Here is a 22,368-nt window from a genome sequence, read left to right on the forward strand (position 1 = left end):
AGTTTGCGGTTTAAATCAAATTCTGCAGATTTCTACAGTTAAACGCCCGCTTCTTCCTTCTGATACATGTCTGTCAGCTTTATGCTTCTACCTTGCTGCAAACGGGATCGTTCGGAAGCAAAGGCAATCAAATGGCTTTGCAAGGAAGCTGTAGCCGATGTAAGCCCTTGAGACGGGTTGCGGTCGACCTTATGTACATTTTTGAGGAAAGAGCTCACCATGCGCTCATCGCCTCCGCCGTGGCCGTCTCCCTGCACGCTGCATCTAATTTCAATCTCTTCGCCCGTCGCATAGCGGTACAGCATAAATGAGCCTTTATCCATGTCGCCAATGATCTCTCCCTGCGTGCCCATAATCTGCACACGGCGAGTTGCGCTCTGGGTCAATCCCGACATAATAAAGTTCGCGTTGGCGCCGCTGGCAAATTCCATATTGACGACCTGATGGTCGACAACATTGTTATCGCAGCGATAGACGCAGCGGCCGAACGGTCCTTCCTTAAGCGCACGGATAATGCCTTCCTGTGATAAATCGTGCGTCATATAGCGCGCCCAATGATCGGCAGGCTGCTCCAAATACATTTTAATCGCTGAAAAGGCACATTCCCTCTCGGCTTCGCAACCATCGATGCAGCGGTCCGTTGCACCCTCCGGCGCGTTCTCGGCTTTAAAATGCAGCAATGAGCCAAAGGAGCTAACCGCTGTGCACGGTTCATCCATCAGCCAGGAGATGAGGTCCAGATCATGGCAGGATTTGGCCAAAATCATCGGGCTGGTTTCCTCGGAATTGCGCCAATTGCCGCGTACGTAGCTATGAACCATATGGTGATAGCCGACGTTCTCGGTCAGCTGAATGGTGCCGATGGCACCCAGCTCCCCATCCTCGATGCATCTCTTGATGCCCGACCAGAACGGGGAATAGCGAAGCACATGCGTGACCACCAGCAAACGCTTATGCTTAAGGGAAGCTTGCTCCAATTCTATGCATTCCCGCACATTCGGCGACATCGGTTTCTCCAGCATGACATGGTAGCCAAGCTCCAGCGCTTTCATTGCCGGTATATAATGCATCCGATCAAGCGTGCAGATGATCATCACGTCGGCTATTTTCCCCTGCTCGAATGCTTGTTCCCAAGAATGATAAACCTGCTCTTCAGCGATTTGATGAATCTCTGCAAAACGTTGTCTGCGTTCATCGTCCGGCTCGGCTACAGCAACAAACTTCAATTCATTCGGAAATTTTTCCGCATACGGTCCATAGATGTATCTTCCTCTACTGCCTGCGCCTAATAGTACAGCCGTTAATGTTCTCAATGTTAGTCCCCCTTGCATGTACAATTGCATCCTAATTTCATTGTAAGGGGTGACTCCGCGCATCAAAATAGATCATTGCTTACATTCCATATACAATTATTGACCTTGCTGCATCGTTTCGGTGCGGGCCGTCCGAAAATCCTGCGGCGTCATATCATTTTGCTTCTTGAATAAGCGGATAAAGGCAAGCGCTGAATTGTAGCCGAGCTTGGCGGCGATTTCATTGACCTTCATGGATGTATTGAGCAGCATGTCTTTTGCAATGACATTACGGTAATCATTTACGTATTTAGAGAGTCCGATTCCGGTTATCTGCTTGTAAAGCCTTGATAAATAGGATGGATTCAAGCTGACATAATCCCCAAGAGCGGTTAGGGATATATCATCCTCAATATGCTCCTCTATATAGCGATGCACCTTACCCACGACCTCCGCCGGCAGCTCTGTTCCTCGAATCGCATTCCATTCAAAAAAGCAGTCCGCCATTTGCCAATAGTATGGAATGAGCTCCGTCCATGAAGCGGTCATCTCCTGGCGGAACAGTTTATCCAAATTAATCTGGGTATTCATATAATCACGCAAATCTTTATTTTTGTGCAAATGCGCCAGAAATACCGCAGATAGGAAATGGTACAACTCAACCTTGCGCTCATAAGGAGTATTCGCATCGTTCCAGATGTCTGTCAATTCAACAAACAGATGATTAAACTGCTCGCGGTGATTATTCTCAAGACAGCTCATCAGCAGCTGTACGCGAGCGTGAAAAAAGCTGTCATGATAGCTTTTCGCCTTCTCATTTTCTTCGGACTTCTGAATATCTTTATCTGTCATGATGACCTCATGGAACAAGCCATGGCCCTGCATAAGACCGTATTTCATCCCATGAAAACGATCCGACAGCCGATTCCATGGGACAGCCTCGCTGCCAATAAGAAAAGATACGGAGAGGCTCAGCAGCTTTCTGCTGGTCGCCTGGATCGTCTCCAAATTGCCGCTCACATAGCGGTATGCCCGGGTCCATTCCATCGTACCGGTATCCGTCGTTAACTCCGGGCTGGCTTTTGGCTGAAAGATCCATACCATTTTGTTCATCTCAAATACGACGGAGAAGCAGCGCACATGCGCAGATAAATACTCATCGCTGATATTTTGAAGAGCGTAAGCGAGCAAAGCCTTGTCCGGCGCCGTGAACATTTCCTTCCAGGCATCGATCCGGCCTATCAGTAAATAGACAGGCAGCGATGCGTCGAGCGGAATGTCCATTTCCGCAAAAGCGTCCCGAAGCTGCTGCCCCGTCATCGTCTTGCCTTGACATAAGCCCCAAATATATTCCTTCTGCAAGGAAGGCATCGCAATTCTCATTTTGGATTGGGCACGCAGGATCATTTGAGCCTGATCCTGTTCCTCTTCGATTTCCTCTATCGCCCGTTCAACGGTATGAATGATCTTCTCGTCGCTTTCCACTTTTAGCAAATAATCAAAAGCGCCAAACGTAAGGGCGTTCTTTGCATAGTGAAAATCATTGTACCCTGTCAATAAAATAACTTTGCACTTCGGCCACTGCGATTTGATTTCCTGCAGCAGCTCAATGCCCTCTATTCCGGACATCTTAATGTCCGAAATCACAATATCCATCCGGTGATGTGACAGCACCTCAAGCGCCTCTTCGCCGGAATAGGCCTTCATGACTTCAAGCTGCAAGCGCTCCGTCTTCTCGAACAACTCCAGAAGACCATCTACGATAATCGGCAGATCATCCACGATTAAAAGCCTGTACATGGCGATTCCTCCTTAGCTCATGCTCAGTTTAATAATAGCTTGAAGCCCGCCAAGCTCAGAGCGGGATACGGTAATCCCATACGCTTCTCCATAACGAAGCTGAATTCTGCGATGAACATTCAGCAGGCCGGTTGTCTCCTCCATCTGGTTCGTTGAATAACGAAGCCTCTTTCCAAGCGCATCGATCTCCTCGTCCGTCATGAACTCGCCGTTATCTTCTACATAAATGTAAAAAGCATCGTTTCGCAGCTTGCTGTGCACCCAAAGCTCGCCCGTGCCGCGCATATTGCCGAGGGCATGCTTATAAGCATTTTCAATGATAGGCTGCAAAATCAATCGGGGGACTTCAATCGGCTGGGCTTCGACTTCAAACAGCACTTGGATTCGTTCCCCGTAACAGATCGACTGCATCTCCACATAAGTGCGGGAATGCTCAAGCTCCATATCCAGCAGAATGTCGTCATCATGATGGCGAGTAATGAACTGAAAATATTGCCCGATGTACAAACAGAACTGGTAGGCTTTTTCCTTCTGCGTATCGGATTTAATCAAGCGGCAAAGCACGAAAAAGCAATTATATAAAAAATGAGGATTAATTTGCGATTGCAATCGTTTCAGCTCCGAACGCTGATTGCGAATTTGCTGCTCATAATTTTCCTCAATCAATGTCTTCAAAGATTTCACGGTATCGTTAAAAGCCTGGTATAAATAGCCGAACTCATCCTGCCTGCGATCGATCAAAATCGGTTCCAGCTCGTTTTGCTGCATGCGGCGGAAGGAACGCACCAGCTTTAACAACGGACGGTATATTAACCGGATTATAAAATAGGTAAAGAATAAAAAAATAAAAACAGCAAGCGCGCAAGCCCACCAAAACAAAGTTTTATATACCTGCAATGAACCGAGAATCATCTCTTCCGGTATACTCGTTACCGTGTATGAATTCCAGAGGCTGGAATACTTGAATACGGTAAGAAAACGCTTGTTTTTATAATGAATCGTATCATAGCCTTCATCTAATTTCGCTGCCTGCTTCTCAAAAGCCAGCTGCTTCATCAGATCACGCAATTCAAGGTCTGAGCCGCTATGGATTTCCCAGCCGCGCTCCAGATTAAACAATACGGTCTGACCACCCCTGCTATTGCCGATTTGCGCTAATGTTTCTTTAATTTTGCCGGTTGAGAGCTCTACGCCTACCACATAGAGCGGGTTCTTTTTGCTTGCAGGGTACTGCATCGTAATAAACAGCCGGTCCTGCCAGTAAATAAAGGGCTCCGTATAAAGCTTCTTGTCCGGCTGCATCGCTTCATATTCTTCCGCATTCAGCTTGGTTTCAAAGCTGTTACTCAGCACCGTGCGCTCGATCAGCGGAATGTACGCCTTCGCCTCGCGAATGAAGGGACTGGAATTTTTCATTAAATCCAGACGGTGCTGAATATCCAATATTTTATACGACCGCTCATAGGAGTTCATCTGCTCGCCAGTCGCCGCCACTTCCATTAAATCCCTGTCCATGACATAGTTAGGCAAATATCGGCTGATCCGGTCTGCTTCCTGATCCAGGGAGTCTAAATAAAACCGCGTCGTATTCAGTATCGAATCGGATATTTCACTGCGGATATGATCGGCCCCTTGTTCATTCATCATCCAGGTAATCGCCATAAGCGGCAGTAAGGCTGCCAAAAAGGCAGCCATTATTTTTTTGAATATGGAGGAATCCTGTAATAAGAATATACTTTTCATCGTTTGTTCTCCTGTGCCCGAGATCTACGACCTTCTTTGTCTATTCTTTTACACTTCCCATCACAATGCCTTTGATAAAAAACCGCTGCAAGAATGGATAGACAATAAGAATCGGGAAAGCCGCAACAAAGATTTGTGCCGCCCTGCTTGTACGGTCAGACAGCTGCAGCATGAGTTCCACATTTTCTGATTTAAGAAATCGGAAATCCATCTTAATAATAACGGTTTGCAAGAAGGTTTGCAGCGGGTAATTTTCCGGATGATTCATATAAAGCATGCCATCGAACCAGCTATTCCAATGCCCTACCATCGTAAACAGCCCCGTTGTTGCCAGTGCGGGCAACGATAGCGGAACATATATTTTCCAAAGTGTTGAAAAATGCCCGGCTCCGTCAATCCGTGAAGCATCCTCAAGCTCCCTGGGCAGATTGCGATAAAAGTTCAATAGCAGGATGACGTTGAACACGTTAATTGCCATAGGTAGCACCAACGCTCCGAGAGTATCAATAAGTCCCAAGCTTTTAATTGTCAAATAGGTAGGAATGAGTCCGCCGTTGAACAAAATCGTGAAAACAAATATCCATGCATAGACGGTTCTTAGACGAAACGTATTGCGATCCTTGGATAAGGGATAAGCTGTAATAATCGTTAACAACATACTTAATACCGTCCCGACAACAACCCGTTGAATCGAAATGCCAAAGGCTCTTACATACTCAGGCTTGCCGAACACGTTATCATAAGCCGCCGTTGTAAACTCTACAGGCCACAGCGCAACCTTGCCGGCTGCCGCCGCCGAACCCGAGCTAAACGAAATCGCCAAAATATGAAGGATCGGCATTAAGCATAAAAAAGATATAAACGCTAGAAAGACTAGGTTGCAAACTAGAAAAGCCCTTCTTCCGAATGACGGTTTAATAACCACGGTCAGTCTCCTTTCTGAATCACCGACTTTTCCGCTACTAGAAAATACGGTAATTCGCTAGTCGGTAGGCGAGTACGTAGGATACGGAAATGAAAATAAAGGATACGACGGATTTCAATAAGCCGACAGCTGTGGCAAATCCGAACTGGGCTTGCTGGATCCCCATACGGTAGACAAAAGTATCAATGATATCGGCACTTTCATAAACCGGTGCGCTGTACAGGTTAAAGATTTGATCAAATCCTGCATTCAGGACATTGCCGATATTAAGCGTCAGCATAAGAACGATGATCGGCATCATTCCCGGCAGCGTCACGTGAAGCGTTTGTTTCCAGCGGCCCGCGCCATCGATTTGAGCGGCTTCATAAAGCGTAGGATTAATTCCTGTCAGTGCGGCCAAATAAACAATGGTACCAAATCCAAATTCTTTCCATACATCGGAAATAACCATGACATAAGGGAACCAGTTATTATCGCCAAGAAAGAAAATCGGCTTCATGCCGAACCATCCAAGCAACTGGTTCAATATGCCGGAGGAAGGAGACAAAATATCGACCAAAATCCCGCTCAGCAGCACCCAGGATAGAAAATGGGGCAGATAGACCAGGGTTTGGAACGTTCTTTTCATCCATTCTCTACGCAATTCATTAAGCAAAATTGCTATCGTGATTGGCACGAACAAACCGGCAACGATTTTCATTACAGCAATGTATACCGTATTAAAGAAGATGCGGCCGATATCCGGATAATCCATTAACAGCTGGAAGTTCCTCCATCCGATAAACGGGGAGCCGAACAACCCTTTATTCGGCACATATTTTTGAAAAGCCATCATGATTCCTGTCATAGGAATGTAACTAAAAATAACAATCATAGCTAAACCCGGCAGCAGCATCAAATGAAGCGGCCATTCCTTCTTCCACATGCGCGTCAGACTATTCATATCTTCACCTCGCTGATTCACTTTTCATGTTGTGCGCATTCCTTGCTCAAGAACCTGATTGTTCTTGAAAAAAGGAGGGATTGCATAGATTCAATCCCTCCTTTGCGCTACAGATCCTATTTCATCGATTGATACCACTCGTTAACTTCTTTCGTGATTTCATCGCCGCCAAGCTTCTTCCACTCTTCAACGAATGTATCGAATTCGTCTACGGATACTTGGTTCATTATGATTTTGATGAATATTTCATCACGTTTCTTCGTTAAAATTTCTTGACGGTCTGCCATCGTCGGCGTAGGTGCGCCGTAGAATTTGTTTTGAAGGTATTGCTTGTTCTTTTGAATTTCTGGAATATGCGAAAAGGCTCCATTAGGACCAGAGATTATATACTCCCACCACATGCTTGTATCGCCTTCAACGTATTGCATGGCGCGTGCATAACGCGTTTTTTGGTCTACAGTCTCAAGGATGCTTTCGTCCTTGTTTTCAATGGCTTTAGGCAGGATTTCGCCGTTATTGTCAAACTGTTTGCCTACACGAAGCGGGTTAAGCAGCCAGTAGTTGTTGCCTTTTTCCACAGGGTCTTTGCCATACGTGTATACCTTCTGCTCTTCTGTCGGATGATTGTCAACAACGATCCATTGGTTCAGCAAACCGATTACGCCTTCCGGATGCTTGGCTTTTTTAGAGATCACATAGTACTCGTCAACGCCAAGGCCAATTTGATTCAATGTAGGTTTGTTATCGATTGAAGGGATAGGGAACACGCCCCATTCTTGAACCACCTTGCCATCTTTCACAGCCCCTTGAACAAGCTGTGCCGGTGTCCAGGAAGCGCCAAATACCATGCCGATGCTGCCGTCGTAGATGAGCTCTGCGGCTTTTTCCGAATCTTTAACCGCAAACTCTGGATCGATCAACCCCTTTTTGAACATGTCTTGCAGCGCTGCAAGAGCTTGTTTCATTTCGGGCTGAATATCACTGTTCATCAAACCGCCGTTTCCGTCTTCCATCCAAATGTTTTCATAAGCATGATAGCCGTTCAAGAACGCTCTCAGACCGGTAACGCCTGTTTCTGTACTAAAAGGATTCTTGCTGACCGCAATACCGTAAGCTTGTTTTGTACCGCCAGGATTCTTCGCTTTGAACGCTTCGGCAATTTCAATGAAATCCTCCATTGTTTTTGGCTCCGGCAAGCCAAGTTCTTTCAGCCAGTCGGTACGAACGAACAAGAATTGATAGTTGAACGGGTTGTAGGAGCTTGGAATCCCCATCATTTTCCCGTCAATCATCGCTGTTTTCATTTGCATGCCGCCGTCCATGGTCAGAAACTTTTTTGTCTCTTCCGTAGCATGCTGATCATAAATCTCTGTCAAATCCATAATCATATCCGCCTCCGTTAGCTCTTTAAGCTGTGCAGCGTTTACAAGCAAGAAATCCGGAAGATCGTTGGATGCGATCGCAATTTTTACTCTCTCTTTAAATTGGCTTACATCTGCAATCCACTTGTTTGTAATTTTGACACCGATATCTTTTTCATAAGCGTCATAAACGGAGTTTTTGTCGAAGTCTTCACCTTCGTCAAATTTCAAGTAAGGATCGCTTGGCGAAACCGTTGAAACCTCAATAACATCCTTGCTGTTTCCAGTGCCTGTCGTCTGGATCGGCTCCTTGGAATTTCCAGGTGGCTGGTTTGGCTCAGACGACGTTTTGAAGCCGCAGCCTGTAATCGCCAATGCAAGCGTCAAGGAGATCATGACAAGTGCTTTTTTGCTCTTCAAATTTACCCCTCCGTGTATATTTCGTTTAGTTTTTGCTGCAAATTGTACTGCAGTCTTTCATATTTCCAGTATAGAAAGAAGCCCCCCGCTGTTCTATATACTAGTCTTTACTTTCGTATACACCTCTTGACACCAGGCAAAAAGTAAATAATTACCGTGAATTGACATATACAACGGAGCGTTTACTTTTCAATGAGTAACACCTCAAAAAGTATGTATGAACGTAAATAACAGTATCTGGTTGAAGGCATCCCTTGTCTATATACTTAGCATATAAACTCATGATTGACTGGAGGCATTGGATCATAATGAAACTTCATATTGCTTATGACCATCCCATTCCTATCAATGCTTTCGAATGGACCCCTTCCACGTATCGGCAGCCGCCTCATATGCACGCGAGTCTGGAGATCGGCCTCTGTTTAACAGGCAAAGGCTATTTTTTCTTTGGCAACAAACAATATGCAGCGAATCCTGGCGACCTATTCCTGGTCAATAATGAAGAACGGCATATTGCCCAATCTGCCCCAGACGACCCGAGCCGCTATCTTTTTGTTAACTTTGATCCCGCGCTGCTGCTAGCGGAGGAGCCCGGTCTGCTGCTGCCGTTTTCCTATCGCTCCACTCATTTTTGCAATCATATTATGGGCGGCTCGTCCCTCGCCAAACAGCTTACGCCTTGGGTGCTGGCTATAGCGGAAGAGCTGCGGGAGAGGTCCCCAGGTTATTTAGCAATGGCCAAAAGCGCGCTCATTCAGCTGTGCGGCCGTCTTCTTCGACATTACGACGGTTTGCTGACCGATAAAGAGCGTCATCATATGGTACACTCCGTTCGCCAGGTGCAATCACTGGCCGCTTTGGTCGAGCATCGTTACCGCGAGCCGGTTAGCTTAGGGGAATTGGCTGATGAACTTGGTTTAAGCATCTCGCGCGTGAGTCGGGCGTTTCTGGAAACGACCGGTTATCGTTTCTCGGAATATGTTTCCTTGCTGCGTGTCCAGGCTGCCAAGCGTGAATTGGCAGGTACGGACAAAGCTGTTGCTGGTATTGCATTCGAATGCGGCTTTCAAAGTTTGCCGACCTTTTACCGCGTTTTTAAAGAGACTGTCGGTCTGTCTCCGGTCCGTTATCGGCAATCTATAGGGGCTACGAAAATGAGCAAAAAATGAGAATAACGCGTTCATGTTTTGAGAAGCCATTGTCGTCATGACTGGTTATAATCAAGGCATATTTAGATTACATGGATTTCAGGAGGGCAACCGTTATGACGAAATGGATTGGACTGAGGGAATTAGTTCGTGACGAAATAAAACAGCGTGGAGAAGAAGGTTGTTATGTTGAGGGGATGACCGAAGGTCTCGAAGCAGCCGGAACAGACGAAGCAAAGTTAATGGAAGTATATCAGGCTTTAATGGCTCTTGAACCTCGTGCGGATTTCAGGTATTTCGAGCCGTCGGAATTGGAAGCCATTCGCGCCGAACGTCCGGATGGACCGAGAATCCTGCCCGGAAACGGGGATGAACTCAAATGGCAGGATAAATTTCATGGTGCGTGGCTTGGCCGTTCGGCTGGTTGTGCGCTCGGAAAACCTCTCGAAGCTCCTTCCTTCATGCAAGGCTCCGGCGGAAGGCCCGGCTGGCACAATATCAAGCTGTGGTTCGAAGGCGCAGGGCAATGGCCGATTTGCCACTATACACCGGGGGATTCAACTGCAAAAGCCGAGTACGGTATCGAGATCGCAAGGTGGAGCAGCTTGGCCAGCTGCCGGGATAACATTCGCTTTATGGAAACAGACGATGATATTCGTTATACCGTTCTTGGCCTGCTCATGCTTGAGGAGCGAGGACTTGATTTCAACTCCTGGGATGTGGGCAAGCTGTGGCATCGTCATTTGTCCTTCGGGCAGGTATTCACGGCTGAAGCGCAGTCCTATCTTAATTTCGCTCGTGTCACTTCACATATTAGCGGCGATCAGCCAGATGACTGGGAGAAACATATCCATTGGGGTCGTTCTTATTTGAATCCTTACCGCGAATGGATCGGCGCCCAAATCCGTGTGGACGGATATGCATACGGTGCTGCCGGCCAGCCCCAGCTTGCTGCTGAGCTTGCTTGGCGGGACGCTTCCTTCTCTCATGTGAAGAATGGTATTTACGGCGCCATGTTTTGCTCGGCTATGATTGCCGCCGCATTCGTTGAACGTGATATGAAGCGAATTGTTGAGATCGGATTGAGTGAAATTCCGAAACACAGCCGCCTTGCAGAAGATATCGCATTAGCGGCCAACATTGCTGAGGAAACGGAAGACACATTAGATTTAGTGAGTAAAATATGGGAAGCATTTAAGCACTATCACCCTGTTCATACCAATAATAATGCTGCATTATGCGCGGCTGCGCTCATTCATTCCGGAGGCGATTTTGAAAAAGGCATTACGACAGCCGTACTTGGAGGCTGGGACACCGATTGCAATGGGGCCACCGTCGGTTCCATTCTTGGCGCATCGCTTGGAGCTGCAGCACTTCCTGCGAAGTGGATCTCGCCGCTAAACGATACGTTGTATGCCGATGTCAGTGGCTTCCACCCCATTGCCATCTCCGAATGCGCGCAAAGAAGCTATCGCGTCTTCCGAAAATTGCAGCATTAACATGATTAAGGATGAATCCAGTTGGAGGGGGCGGCTAGCTCCCTTCCTCTCCGTCGAGTAGCCAAATGGAGTTTCTCTTTTAGACTCTCACGGAACCTTACGTGAGCCTCTCAACTCTTTTACATATCGACCGTTTGATTAGTCTTCGGTTCAGACAGTCAAGGGTTTACTTTGGGATTATGGATCAATAGTTTCCCGTTAACCTAGTGACCAACTGACTAGAACTTCATTCGATATACCCCAGCCTCACCGAGAAAATCTTCTCGGGTCAATTCTTTTTCTCCAAGCAATATCCGATAATTCGTTATCGTGCCATCATGTGAAATCATGATTACTTTTTTATAGCTCTCCCCGATCCAATCTAATAACCGCTTAGCATACCCTTCAAAAGTATCTTGTTCGATCCTATTAATCCCTTCTTTCCAGCAATCCAAATTGAAATCAAGAATTTTAGTATCTCCATATAGATTTGTGATTTCAGTTTTAGAAAGGATGTGATCACAAGCAAAAAAAGGAAGTTCGAGGTTCTGAGGAAACATTCTCGGACCAACCAATGGAGAAATAATGAAGTCCATATCATTTTTTATAATAGTTGCCGTCTCAATTGTACGTTTAGTTGGACTTACAAGAACTAAATCATCAGGATCAATTATAATTTCATTTCGTAGCTGCGTTACTTGAAATTTTCCGTATTCTGTAAGACTAGGATGCAGAGTATTTAACCGATTTGGATAATCGTTGAGATGTTCTCCATGACCATGGCGAATAAATATGAATTCCATGTCCACCCTCCCTTATCTCATTCCGCTATTCGGCGTGATCCCATGAAGCGACTGAAATGCCCACGCAAATGAAACCGAAGACTCGTAGCCGTATTTATGGCGATATCGACACTCTAATCGCTTCGTTATTTTGCAATTCGAGCGCGGCAAGAGTAAGTTTTCTACGCATTCCTCCTCTCGACAAAAGTATACAATCCCGTCAATAGTTGCGTCTTCTTTTCTTGAGCACCTAGATTATGGCGTTCTCCGACCAGGCTGACTGTCTGTTTAATTTTAGCTTGGACCTGTTATCCATACAACTCTGGTAGTTTCGAGGTTCCAAAAATTGTTATGCATAAAGAGTGACAGGCATCCCAAAGCACGACACGGTCAAACATAGCAATTACGATCAAAAAACTCCTGATAAATTTTGCTATAATGACGTTAACCACTTAAGGGGGAGCAAGATGGAATCCTACGATACTAGTATCTTAAAGGTAACTGAATATATCGAACGTCGAATAAATCAAAAGATAACATTGGAAGAACTTTCGCGTGAGGCAGCATTTTCAAAGTATCATTTCATGCGAATTTTTAAAGCCTTAACTAAGGAAACACTTAATGAATACGTTAGGAAGCGACGGCTGACATTGGCTGCGAAAGAATTGATAGAAAGTGATACATCTCTTATTCAAATAGCACTCAAGTATGGCTACGCCTCGCAAGAAGCATTCAGTCGAACTTTTTCATCTTACATGGGAACTTCGCCATTAAGTTATCGAAAAAAAGGTGCACATCATTATAACTTATATAAGGATGTTTTATCCGAGGAAATTTTACGGACAAGGAAGCACCCTGTTCGTCATGAAACATGCATAATCGAAATCTCAGGATTTTATATTGGAGGAATTGTTTTAGAAAAGAATGTCAATAACCACACCATATCAAAGCATTGGAATCAGTTTTATGATGAATTAATCAAGCTTTCTATCGACCCCCATACAAAAAAATGCTTTGGTTATGAATCTTTGGATCAAGATAACGAGCCTTACTATATTGCGGCGGTTGAAGTAGATAGTTTAGAAGAATTGCCTAAAAGCTGGATAGGGAAATACATACCGCCGCATAAGTATGCAGCAATTCCATTGGATAATGTAATTGAAAATATTCCATTTGCTATGGAAGAAATCTATCGAAATGAGTTACCTGCACTTCATGTTAAACCAGTGCTAAATTTCAGCCTGGAGTATTATGATGAAGATTTCACAGCCAATGAACCAACACATATGCTTCAATATTTAATACCCATCGAATAGGAGGAGATTGTATTGTATATTGGAAACGGAGCTTATTGTTATGCGAATTCGGCAAGTATGTTAATGAAAAGCGTTGGGGAGGATGTTCATCCTTCATTGCTCGAAGTTCTATCAGGAGTTGGTCTAGGGGTAACGATGTATGGTAATGGAAGTCTATTTTTACATAACAATACGGCAGATCCAGATGTTGCAATATCTAAAGCCATGGAGATTGCTGGATTTGCTTTCACAGAAGTATTTTCCAAAGCGGATGCTGAATGTCCAATTGATGAGATGAAAAAGCATATAGAAAAGTCACCTGCTATGCTTGGACCAATTGATATGGGATATTTAACCTATTCGCCAAATCATCAATTTCAACAAGGTGCTGACCATTATGTATTAGCTTATCGCATGGATGACAAGTATGTTTACGTTCATGATCCAGCAAACTTCCCGTATGTGCGACTACCTATTGAAATGCTCAAGAAGGCATGGAAAGCTGAGAATATTGCATATGGTCGAGGCAGATATCAATACTGGCACTCCATTAGAAGAGTAAGTAATCCTTCCATGGATGAGATTTATGATGCTTCCATTCGTTTTTTCCAAAATATTTATGAAAATACAGGGGAAATCGGAAAACAAATTGGAGCAAAAACTGGAAAGGCAGCAATTGAAGTCTTCGTTGAAAAATTACGCAGCAATGAAATCTCTGATGATGCAATTGGCAACCTTAAATTTTTCGTTTTCCAACTGGGAGCAAAGCGTGCCAATGATTTTGCTAATTATTTTGAGAACCGAAACGAAACCCTATCTCAACTAAAAAGACAACAAGCCGAACTCCTTGGATTATGTCATTCGCTAACCATGGAAGGCGATTGGAAAGAGCTTGCTTCTGTGCTTGAGAAGTTCGGAATATTGGAAGAAGCTTTTGAAGGAGAAATTCGTGGATTACATGTACATTCCTGATTAAAAAAACATCCGCCTAATTTTAATTAGGCGGATATTTTCGTCTAAAATCTAAGATTGTTATTGTTTGGATCATTTGGAAATAGGAATCGTTATGGATTCACTCTCAGACAAATTTTCCCCAAATAATGATTTTGGAGAGCCTCATGAGCCTTATTGGCGTCCTTCAGATCAAAAATATGACTGATATGAACGGTTAACCTATACTGTGAAATATGACGTTGAAGTCGGGCTATAATCTCGGGCTCGGGTTCGCCGTTATATCCTGTAGCCTTGATTCCTACGGGTATCCGTAAATCTGGTTGTATCCCGTGAGGGTATACGAGTCGTCCATCTTTACGGAGACAGTTGACAGCAGTATTAGCCGCATCTCCCCCTGCGGTAATTATGGCTGCATCGAATCCAGACGGCGCAAATTTCCTTGCCATCGAAGAGATATCCTTATCTTTGCCGTTTACAGTGGCATCGCAGCCAAGTTTCTTCATTATGGCAACTCCGTCTTCACCTGAAGCAATCGCAAATACACGGGCTCCCATTCCCTTCGCCAACTGCACGGCGATATGTCCAACCCCGCCGCTGGCTCCAAAAATCAGAATAGACTCCCCTTGTCGTAGTTGCAGTACACCCTCCAGCCCGCGCATTGCGGTAATTCCGACTCCAGAAATAACCGCCGCCTCCTGCATGGTTAATCCATCCGGAATACGGGAGACATACTTGGCATTGATGGCCGCATATTCCGCATAGAAGCCGCCATTAGGATTCAGAAAGGCTGGTGCATAGACCTGATCTCCCAAATCTACATTAAACACCTTCTCACCCCGCGCAATCACGATTCCTGAACCTTCCGAACCGAGAATATAAGGGAATTCTGGATTCATGTTTAACATTTCTGCATATCCGCCTTGTCGTTCGAATGCATCCCACTCTCCAACACCCGCATAGGCAACTTCAATCAATACATCTTCGGGGCCGATTTCAGGCACACCAATCTCCCGATGTATCAGTTCTTCTGGACCGCCAAACCGATCAAGCACTGCAGCCCTCATAGTATTTGGATGTTTAGTCATGGTTACCCCTCCAATAAACAAGTCTCTCCTTGCTAAGACCAACTTATCATATAAACATGTCAATAGTTGGCATGTTTATATCGATGGATCTTTGTATCCAAGGCTAAACAACCGATGTTGGAACTTAACATCTATTTTAATGCATACTATTTTGGAACTTCTTGAGCCTAGATCGCACACCAGCCTCCGCTATTTGGCTAACAAATGCAGGTCTTTTTCTTGCTTCCGATTCGGCCCATCGCCTCGATTTTGCCGATATATTCCGTTGCAAGCGGCACTTTGCATGCCGTATTGCCGACATCCACATGCACTTTGCCGACCGCCTCCGCGACTGCCTTCGCTTCCTCCGTTAATGGCTCAACGTATGCACCGACCGAAATAACGAAATTATTCATAACATAGCGGACCCAGTTGCGCTCGCCGTGGATGGTGTCGCGCACTCTTGTCAAATAACTGCGTAATTCCTCCATGTCGAGTGCTTCATCTGGCGCAACCGATACATAATTGGCATATGTACTCCATCCGCTTACGGCGACCAGTTCCTCCGGCGAATCAATCCACTCCACCGCCAGGTCATGCGCGTGCGGACTTTCTGCGGCTACTCTCGCTACCGTATACTCGGCAGGCGAATGCCAATTGGCTCCTGCCACCCAATGCTGCAACTGTTCTTTGGTGATGGTCTTCGGATTGATGCTAAGCCCCGCCAGGTACATCGCATCGTAGTTGCCGGATTCATAGAGCTGCAGAGCGAGATCTTGGTCTTTTTTCACATGCTTAACGAGCTTCTTCATGTCCCCGATTTTAACGCCGAAGAACGGCTCTTTCGCACCATGGCGAATATAAGTGCTTCTCGTCTGCTCACTGCCCATGCCAGCCAATGCCTGCATGATTTCTTCATAGGTCATCTATTAATCACGCTCCTAAACATATATTTAGCCGTCCAATTTAGTTATCGTGTGCATAGGATTAGCATACTTACTATATGGTCGTCATGCAATCACAATTGCCTCCCCCCTCGAGGTCAAAAGCCGCTTGTTATCCTGCAGGACGGACGCCGATACATGCATCTTACTGTCCGCGTCCTGCGGGTCGCCTTTGTTCTAATGACAATTGAAAAATCGCCATCTATACTAAACTCATAAAGCGTATGGAATGGAGGAGCCGTCTTTACATGAAAATCCTACTCGACATCAACCCGCGCAACGAAGAAACCACGGTGACGATACACTGCAAAGAAATGACCCCAGCCATCCAGGAGATCCTCGAGTACCTCAATAAGAATGACACTGATTTGATCGTCGGAAAAGATGGAGAGAACCAGCACTTAATTAAGCACGAGGATATACACTACTTTCGTACAGAAGGCGATGTGGTCACAGCCGCCACCTCAGAAGGAATCTTTAAAGTGAAAGAAAAATTATATGAGCTCGAAAACTCCCTTCCCTCCCACCGCTTTATCAGGATCTCAAAGTCCGTCATTGCAAACCTGTATGCAATGAGCCATTTCGAACCATCATTTAACGGGACCCTTTGTGTTCACTTTAAATCAGGTGAGAAAGAATATGTTTCGCGTCATTACATTAGCCGAATTAAAGAAGTTTTAAAAATGAACCGGAGGGAAACGAAATGAATGCATTTATTTTCAGAAGCATCATCGGCATATTCTTCGGGGCTTTTATTGCTGTTATGACTACAAGTGCGCTTATTTATTTTGGTGGACAATCGACAATAGACGGGCTGCTTTTTATTAAAGATGCATTTGGCTATATTTTTTGCGGCTGGCTGTTTACTGTCACACCACTCTATTTTAAGATCCGCTCACTTCGCCTGCCCATGCAGACAGCCCTGCACTTTCTAACAGTCACCATCGTCTACTTTATATTAGGCCTATGGATTGGCTGGATTCAGATTAGTGTAAGGAACTTTTTGATATACCTGGTCATCTCTATTTTCGGTTATGCCATCGGATGGATTGGGTTTTATCTTTATTTTAAAAATGAATCGAAAAAGCTGAACAAAGATCTTAGAAGGCATTGAATGTTAGGAGGATCAGCATGGAGAGTGTTATTACAGTTAAAAATCTATCGAAAAACTTTGGCGGGACCCAGGCAGTAAAGAATCTTTCCTTTGATGTTTACAGAGGTGAGATCTTCGGGATTATCGGGCCGAACGGCGCGGGGAAAACGACCACCCTCGAAATTCTGGAAGGAATCTCTGATCCAAGCCATGGAGCGGTTGAAGTTCTTGGACTTGTTCCCAATAAGCAGCTTCGTGAGTTAAACAAGAGAATTGGAGTCCAGTTTCAGGCCACTTCGATACAGAAAAAAATGAAAGTAAAAGAAGCGCTGGATCTCTTTTCTTCATTTTACGATAACGCCACGCAAAAAGATTATTTAGTAGAATTGCTTGGCTTACGCGAAAAGCTGAACGTAAAGTTCGATGACTTATCCGGCGGATGGAAACAGCGGGTAACTCTTGCTTTAGCCACTCTGCATGAGCCTGAAATCTTATTTCTTGATGAGCCGAGCATGGGGCTTGATCCCTCAGCAAGACGGGACATGTGGTCATTGATCCGACTGTTATGGGACCGTGGAAGTACCATTGTGATAACCACGCATTATATGGAAGAAGCTGAACAGCTGTGCGACAGGGTAGCGATGATTTACAGCGGCCAATTGCAAGCTTTGAACTCCCCTCGTGAATTATTAAACGAAGGTGCTTCTGGCTGTCTTGCCTTTATCAGCGAAGAACTCGGTCCCGAATATTTAAGCTCGCTTCCCGGTGTTGAGCGCGTTGACAAGAATCAAGCCGAATTCAAAGTGTTTTGTGATGACCAGCAGACAACGGCATATCACATTTTCAGTTACTGTCAGGAAAAAGGCATCCCATTGTCCAGCTTCAGGTTTGAGAAAGGCTCTCTCGATGATTTATTTGTTCAGTACCTAGAAAAGGAGAAGATCCGATGAACGCAATCGTAAAACTCGCCAGTTTAGAAACAAAAATGTTCTTTAGAGACCGTTTAAGCATGTTTTGGACGTTCCTCTTTCCAGTAGTGATGATTGGGCTGTTTGGTTCCATGTTTGTTGGAGATAACATGAGCCAACAGGCTTTTGCGGAATATTTTGTTCCTTCGTGGATTGGCGTCAATATCGTAACCACTTCCTTTTTCACACTGGGCACTGTTTTAACCAATTACCGGGAAACGGGCGTATTAAGAAGATATCAATCAACACCGCTCCAGCCATGGAAAATCCTCGCCGCCCATACCTTTCAAGGGACCGTCATCTTTGCTATCTCCGCCATGCTTCTTATGGTCTTTGGCATGCTGCTCTATGATTTAACCCTGCCGGCCTATATCGGAAGCACTCTGCTTTCATTGCTTATTAGCATCCTGGCCTTTTTCCCGTTTGCTTTATTTCTGACTTCCTTAGCAAAAAACACTCAGGCTGCTTCCGCAATCAGTTCATTATTTCTAAACCTGATGCTGTTCCTGTCAGGTGCGACTTTTCCGCTGGAGTTGATGCCGACGGTTCTTCAATATGCAGCGAAAATACTCCCGCTCTATTACGTCATTCAGTTGCTGCGGGGGACGTGGACAGAAGCGCCTATTACGGAATATGGCTTTGAAGCTGCTGTTTTGATCGGCATTGCAATTGTATCTATAGTGCTTGCTACACGGTTTTTCCGGTGGAGCGGGAAGTAGGAATAGTATAAGGAGAACGTCTTCAAAGTGAAGGCCCTTTGAGTTTCCCCTTAGCGTAATGTGTTTGAGTCTGTTTCTTATAGTGTCCTTACTACTTAACGAAATTTATACTCTTTCTTAAGCAATGCATATAGGACATTATCAACAAACCGATTCCTCCAATAAAAATGCTCCTTTAATATCCCTTCTTCCGTAAACCCAACTTTCTCAAGCACCTTTCTTGACCCCATATTCTCTGGTTCTACAAATGCTTCAATTCGGTTTAATCCAAGATTGTTAAATCCGAATTCAATTATCTTCGGAATCACCTCAGTCATAATACCTTGCCGCCAATATTCTGGTGTTAGTTCATACCCGATTTCAATCTTGCAATGATTTTTCGCCCAACCATGAAATCCACAAGTTCCAATTACACAGTCTTCCGACCGCAAGGTGATTCCCCAGCGGATTCCTTGATTATTTTCAAATCTCTGATTCCATCTGCGAATTAGTTCTTCTGCTTGTTCAATATTCGTAAAACTCTCCAAATCATAAAATTTTGTGACTTCATCCATTGAAAAATATTGAAATATTTCTTGTGAATCATCTTGTTTAATCTGTCTAAGTATAAATCTTTCCGTTTCTAAAGTAGGGAATTGAGACATGTTTTTGTCCTTTCATGGTTTGATATTCTATTTAACTAGTGAATCTGCGATCTCATTTATCAAACTATTCTAAAGATATCATTTAGAGTATTCTTAATCTAGAAATTCCCATAGTATTCCCCTGTCATGTTTGCCTCTACTGCCCTTTAGCCAAGTTAAGGCAGCTGATCAAATTGGTCGGCTGCCTTCTCGTCTTTATTCAACTAACGTGTCCCTTACTTCCATGTTCCTTCATACCGAACCAAAGATGATATTTATCCCTCTATGGATGATCCAGCGCTCTGTATGTCTTCATCATTCAGGAGGTTTTTCGTACCGCGAACCACAATTCTACAAAATTAAGGCCATTTCTGCCTCCATAGACTTCGAATTCCATTCCATCCACCTGCTCGTATCCTGCTGTTGGAAGCCATTCTGAATAAAAGCGGTGGTATAAAGACTCGATGGAATCATTAAATTGATCCCATGTAAACAGCTCTGATGGGAATATTGCCCAAGTGAGTGAAGGGATCGTTATTTCCAAGTATCCATCTGTTTTACTGGAATCGCTCTTAAATGAACACAGCATATACGGAAACGTATCATTTTCGGTTTTTCGATAACTGCACACTGCATGCACTTTATACATATCCTTACTCAGATATACAGGCAATTCACCCGCATTGGCAGTAAGTCTCTCTACTTCGCCATTGGCATGGCATTGTTGCCATAATCCCCCTGGTGTACTCGGTCCATCGCCATCACCGCTTGTTTGAAACACTCTTTCAATGCCAAATACTTGGAAAGATTCCTTGGTTTCGATCCGATAATTCATCGCCTCAACCCCTTTGATTGAAATAAGAAAGGTAAGCCGTGGATATGCTTTCAACGCGACACCTTCTTGACGAGCCGTGGTTGGATTGACACCATGCATCGATTGAAAAGCTCTTGCGAAAGAAACCGGTGAATCGTAGCCATACTTAATGGCGATATCAATCACTTTCGTATCGCTATTCAACAAATCAATTGCTGCAAGAGTAAGCCGTCTGCGTCGTATATATTCCGCCAGTGTAACATCCGTAACGAAGGAGAACATTCTTTGAAACTGATAAGACGAACAGCAAGCTTGGCTTGCTGTCTTCGTCAGGTCGATTTCTCCAGATAAATTTGTTTCAATATAATCCAATGCCCGATTCATCCTCGTAAGCCAATCCATTTCTTTCCCTCCTCTCAATCGAAGTATAGAATATCAGCGACTTTGTATCGCAACTTTTTATGCTCAAGTAAGTTGGTATTATCACCTCTCCATCATTCAGCAGGGACAGATACAGTGGCTTTCTTCTTCACTTCGACCAGATCGTTGACTCTTGTTTACAATGCAAAAAACCTCCAAGGTTGTCTCCATATCTTACGACATGGTTGCATTCTCTTGAAGGTATTTTTAATTTGTCTCACGTTATGGGGTCAGTCCCATTACTGTTTACTCTCGTACTGCTTTTTTACTTGCCACATATCCTATAAAAGAACCAGCCAAACTGAAAGCATAGACTATTATTACAGAGATGTATCCAAATGCTTCATATGAAACTGAGGGGAAGAAGTACCTTAACCCATACGCCGGTCCTATAATAAATATTCCAACTGGTATTGAAAAAAGTATTGCATCTATAAGATACATTACAAAAACACATGCAACAGAGACGAGACAGTAAAAAGAGCTGAACTTAAGAAAGCGCATGCTCCGTTTGTCCCTATAATTAGTGTAACCTCCCCATGACATCCACAAAATTAAAAAGAGAATAGTGCTCACTAAATTCATAGTTGAAGGTGTGTTGCCTTTTAGGTATGCACCGAAATTTATAATCGTAAACGGTATACTAAGAAGTAAAGCAAAGAATGATTTCAAAATCATGGCTTATTGAGGATTATAGTCATGCTCAAAGTCATGGCTTTTATATATTTAGACATCTCCACTTCTCCTTCGATTTTTTAATTTCTGTAGTGTAACCCTATGTACTTGCACTTCTCGAAATGATGGATGATCCCCTTTCTTGCATGGGGGTTATTTCCCTCAACTTAGTAAACACCCAAAAAAGCAAAAAAGTTACATAAAAAAACTGAATCAGATGAAATTCCTCAATAGAACCTCACATTGTTTCAAATCCATCACTTACAGGCTTCACTTCTTTTACTCCTCCTGCATCGGGTTAGCTCCACTCATCATACTCGGCTAAAAAAGCAGATAATTTTCAATTTCTGCCAATCTAGGGTGATTGCTGTTAGAGTAAAATCTATAATGTAATAATTAATTCAGGATTTTTTAGGAAAACAGTCTTTAAGTTCAGTCAATATTTTATTATTCTTAATGGGATTTATGCTGATTTTCCAAGGAATAAAACGAAAAAAATCAAAGTAAGGTTCGTCTGGAAATAGAATTATCCTCAATGTGACAGTATCGGTCTAGAATTCTTTCCAACATTCAAGAGGCAGCTGATCTCAATGTGATCGGCTGCCTATCGTTTCCCGTTATTTCAAGCGTATTGGTGAACCCACTCTTTTATCCGAGAGGCAACCTCGGTTACATCAGTAACCGTTGTATCAATAGTAGGCATAGGTGGGTTATAGACCTCATCGGCAATTTCAAGCAATCGTTTTGCAAAGTTTTTGTGGTTTTGAATCTCTTCCTCCGCCCAATTTCTTTCACGTAGACGTTTTTCGCGCGTTTCCTCATCACAATGCAGGTTTAGGTAATATACATGCTTAAAAAAAGGAAAGTCCGCACATTTTTCAATATCCCACGGCATCATTGTTCCGCA

Annotated in this window: 20 protein-coding genes; 8 read left to right on the forward strand and 12 right to left on the reverse strand. The window is 44.2% G+C overall.

The features are described 5' to 3' along the window. Positions 1 to 38 precede the first annotated feature (38 nt). The 6 genes from MKX98_RS17360 to MKX98_RS17385 form a co-directional block, all read right to left on the reverse strand. A complete protein-coding gene (locus MKX98_RS17360) occupies positions 39 to 1,313 on the reverse strand; it encodes a Gfo/Idh/MocA family oxidoreductase (protein ID WP_339217393.1) in 1,275 nt (424 codons plus the stop codon). 96 nt (positions 1,314 to 1,409) lie between these two features. After that, positions 1,410 to 3,092 carry a response regulator gene (locus MKX98_RS17365; protein ID WP_339217395.1) on the reverse strand — a complete coding sequence of 561 codons (1,683 nt, stop codon included), beginning with the start codon at positions 3,090 to 3,092 and terminating at the stop codon, positions 1,410 to 1,412. Between the two features lie 12 nt (positions 3,093 to 3,104). Continuing rightward, positions 3,105 to 4,835 (reverse strand): histidine kinase, encoded by a 1,731-nt coding sequence (locus MKX98_RS17370; protein WP_339217398.1) that lies wholly within the window; start codon positions 4,833 to 4,835, stop codon positions 3,105 to 3,107. A 40-nt stretch (positions 4,836 to 4,875) separates the two neighbouring features. Beyond that, positions 4,876 to 5,760, reverse strand: coding sequence for a carbohydrate ABC transporter permease (locus MKX98_RS17375; RefSeq protein ID WP_009590106.1), 885 nt, complete (start codon positions 5,758 to 5,760; stop codon positions 4,876 to 4,878). Positions 5,761 to 5,797: 37 nt separating this feature from the next. Beyond that, entirely contained in the window at positions 5,798 to 6,703 is a 906-nt protein-coding gene (locus MKX98_RS17380; RefSeq protein ID WP_009590100.1) for an ABC transporter permease subunit, read from the reverse strand. Between the two features lie 116 nt (positions 6,704 to 6,819). After that, positions 6,820 to 8,484 (reverse strand): extracellular solute-binding protein, encoded by a 1,665-nt coding sequence (locus MKX98_RS17385; RefSeq protein ID WP_339217403.1) that lies wholly within the window; start codon positions 8,482 to 8,484, stop codon positions 6,820 to 6,822. A 308-nt stretch (positions 8,485 to 8,792) separates the two neighbouring features. Between MKX98_RS17385 and MKX98_RS17390 the strand changes: the two genes are divergently transcribed. Both MKX98_RS17390 and MKX98_RS17395 read left to right on the forward strand, forming a co-directional pair. Beyond that, complete coding sequence (locus tag MKX98_RS17390; RefSeq protein ID WP_339217405.1) at positions 8,793 to 9,653, forward strand: AraC family transcriptional regulator; 861 nt, start codon at positions 8,793 to 8,795, stop codon at positions 9,651 to 9,653. 95 nt (positions 9,654 to 9,748) lie between these two features. After that, positions 9,749 to 11,131 carry an ADP-ribosylglycohydrolase family protein gene (locus tag MKX98_RS17395; protein WP_339217407.1) on the forward strand — a complete coding sequence of 461 codons (1,383 nt, stop codon included), beginning with the start codon at positions 9,749 to 9,751 and terminating at the stop codon, positions 11,129 to 11,131. A gap of 218 nt (positions 11,132 to 11,349) precedes the next feature. On the opposite strand, the gene MKX98_RS17400 is transcribed toward MKX98_RS17395, so the two are convergent. Then, a complete protein-coding gene (locus MKX98_RS17400; RefSeq protein ID WP_339217409.1) occupies positions 11,350 to 11,913 on the reverse strand; it encodes a histidine phosphatase family protein in 564 nt (187 codons plus the stop codon). 446 nt (positions 11,914 to 12,359) lie between these two features. On the opposite strand from MKX98_RS17400, the gene MKX98_RS17405 reads away from it, so the two are divergent. Both MKX98_RS17405 and MKX98_RS17410 read left to right on the forward strand, forming a co-directional pair. Beyond that, entirely contained in the window at positions 12,360 to 13,208 is an 849-nt protein-coding gene (locus tag MKX98_RS17405) for a helix-turn-helix domain-containing protein (RefSeq protein ID WP_339217411.1), read from the forward strand. 12 nt (positions 13,209 to 13,220) lie between these two features. Next, on the forward strand, positions 13,221 to 14,159 hold the full coding sequence (locus MKX98_RS17410; RefSeq protein WP_339217413.1) for a hypothetical protein: 939 nt from the start codon (positions 13,221 to 13,223) through the stop codon (positions 14,157 to 14,159). Positions 14,160 to 14,251: 92 nt separating this feature from the next. Here the strand turns inward: MKX98_RS17410 and MKX98_RS17415 are convergent, their stop codons facing one another. Both MKX98_RS17415 and MKX98_RS17420 read right to left on the reverse strand, forming a co-directional pair. Next, on the reverse strand, positions 14,252 to 15,226 hold the full coding sequence (locus tag MKX98_RS17415; protein WP_339217415.1) for an NADP-dependent oxidoreductase: 975 nt from the start codon (positions 15,224 to 15,226) through the stop codon (positions 14,252 to 14,254). A gap of 197 nt (positions 15,227 to 15,423) precedes the next feature. Beyond that, positions 15,424 to 16,131, reverse strand: coding sequence for a DNA alkylation repair protein (locus MKX98_RS17420; RefSeq protein ID WP_339217417.1), 708 nt, complete (start codon positions 16,129 to 16,131; stop codon positions 15,424 to 15,426). A gap of 266 nt (positions 16,132 to 16,397) precedes the next feature. Here MKX98_RS17420 and MKX98_RS17425 point away from each other — a divergent pair, with 266 nt between their 5' ends. From MKX98_RS17425 to MKX98_RS17440, 4 genes are read left to right on the forward strand one after another with little or no spacing between them, the layout of a single operon-like run. Continuing rightward, positions 16,398 to 16,856 (forward strand): LytTR family DNA-binding domain-containing protein, encoded by a 459-nt coding sequence (locus MKX98_RS17425; RefSeq protein WP_071219056.1) that lies wholly within the window; start codon positions 16,398 to 16,400, stop codon positions 16,854 to 16,856. Continuing rightward, on the forward strand, positions 16,853 to 17,263 hold the full coding sequence (locus tag MKX98_RS17430; RefSeq protein ID WP_220685116.1) for a DUF3021 domain-containing protein: 411 nt from the start codon (positions 16,853 to 16,855) through the stop codon (positions 17,261 to 17,263). The genes MKX98_RS17425 and MKX98_RS17430 overlap by 4 nt, the downstream gene beginning before the upstream one ends. A gap of 17 nt (positions 17,264 to 17,280) precedes the next feature. After that, positions 17,281 to 18,192, forward strand: a complete 912-nt coding sequence (locus MKX98_RS17435; RefSeq protein ID WP_339217422.1) for an ABC transporter ATP-binding protein — start codon at positions 17,281 to 17,283, stop codon at positions 18,190 to 18,192. Then, complete coding sequence (locus MKX98_RS17440) at positions 18,189 to 18,929, forward strand: ABC transporter permease (protein WP_339217424.1); 741 nt, start codon at positions 18,189 to 18,191, stop codon at positions 18,927 to 18,929. The genes MKX98_RS17435 and MKX98_RS17440 overlap by 4 nt, the downstream gene beginning before the upstream one ends. Positions 18,930 to 19,024: 95 nt before the next feature. On the opposite strand, the gene MKX98_RS17445 is transcribed toward MKX98_RS17440, so the two are convergent. The 3 genes from MKX98_RS17445 to MKX98_RS17455 all read right to left on the reverse strand — a co-directional run bounded on the left by MKX98_RS17445 (position 19,025) and on the right by MKX98_RS17455 (position 22,359). Next, complete coding sequence (locus MKX98_RS17445) at positions 19,025 to 19,573, reverse strand: GNAT family protein (protein WP_339217426.1); 549 nt, start codon at positions 19,571 to 19,573, stop codon at positions 19,025 to 19,027. 298 nt (positions 19,574 to 19,871) lie between these two features. Next, positions 19,872 to 20,768, reverse strand: coding sequence for an AraC family transcriptional regulator (locus MKX98_RS17450; RefSeq protein WP_339217428.1), 897 nt, complete (start codon positions 20,766 to 20,768; stop codon positions 19,872 to 19,874). Positions 20,769 to 22,083: 1,315 nt separating this feature from the next. Beyond that, complete coding sequence (locus tag MKX98_RS17455; protein ID WP_339217430.1) at positions 22,084 to 22,359, reverse strand: hypothetical protein; 276 nt, start codon at positions 22,357 to 22,359, stop codon at positions 22,084 to 22,086. Positions 22,360 to 22,368: the final 9 nt, after the last annotated feature.

Origin of the sequence: Paenibacillus sp. FSL W7-1332 (assembly GCF_037969785.1) — a bacterium.
Taxonomy (GTDB): domain Bacteria; phylum Bacillota; class Bacilli; order Paenibacillales; family Paenibacillaceae; genus Paenibacillus_AQ.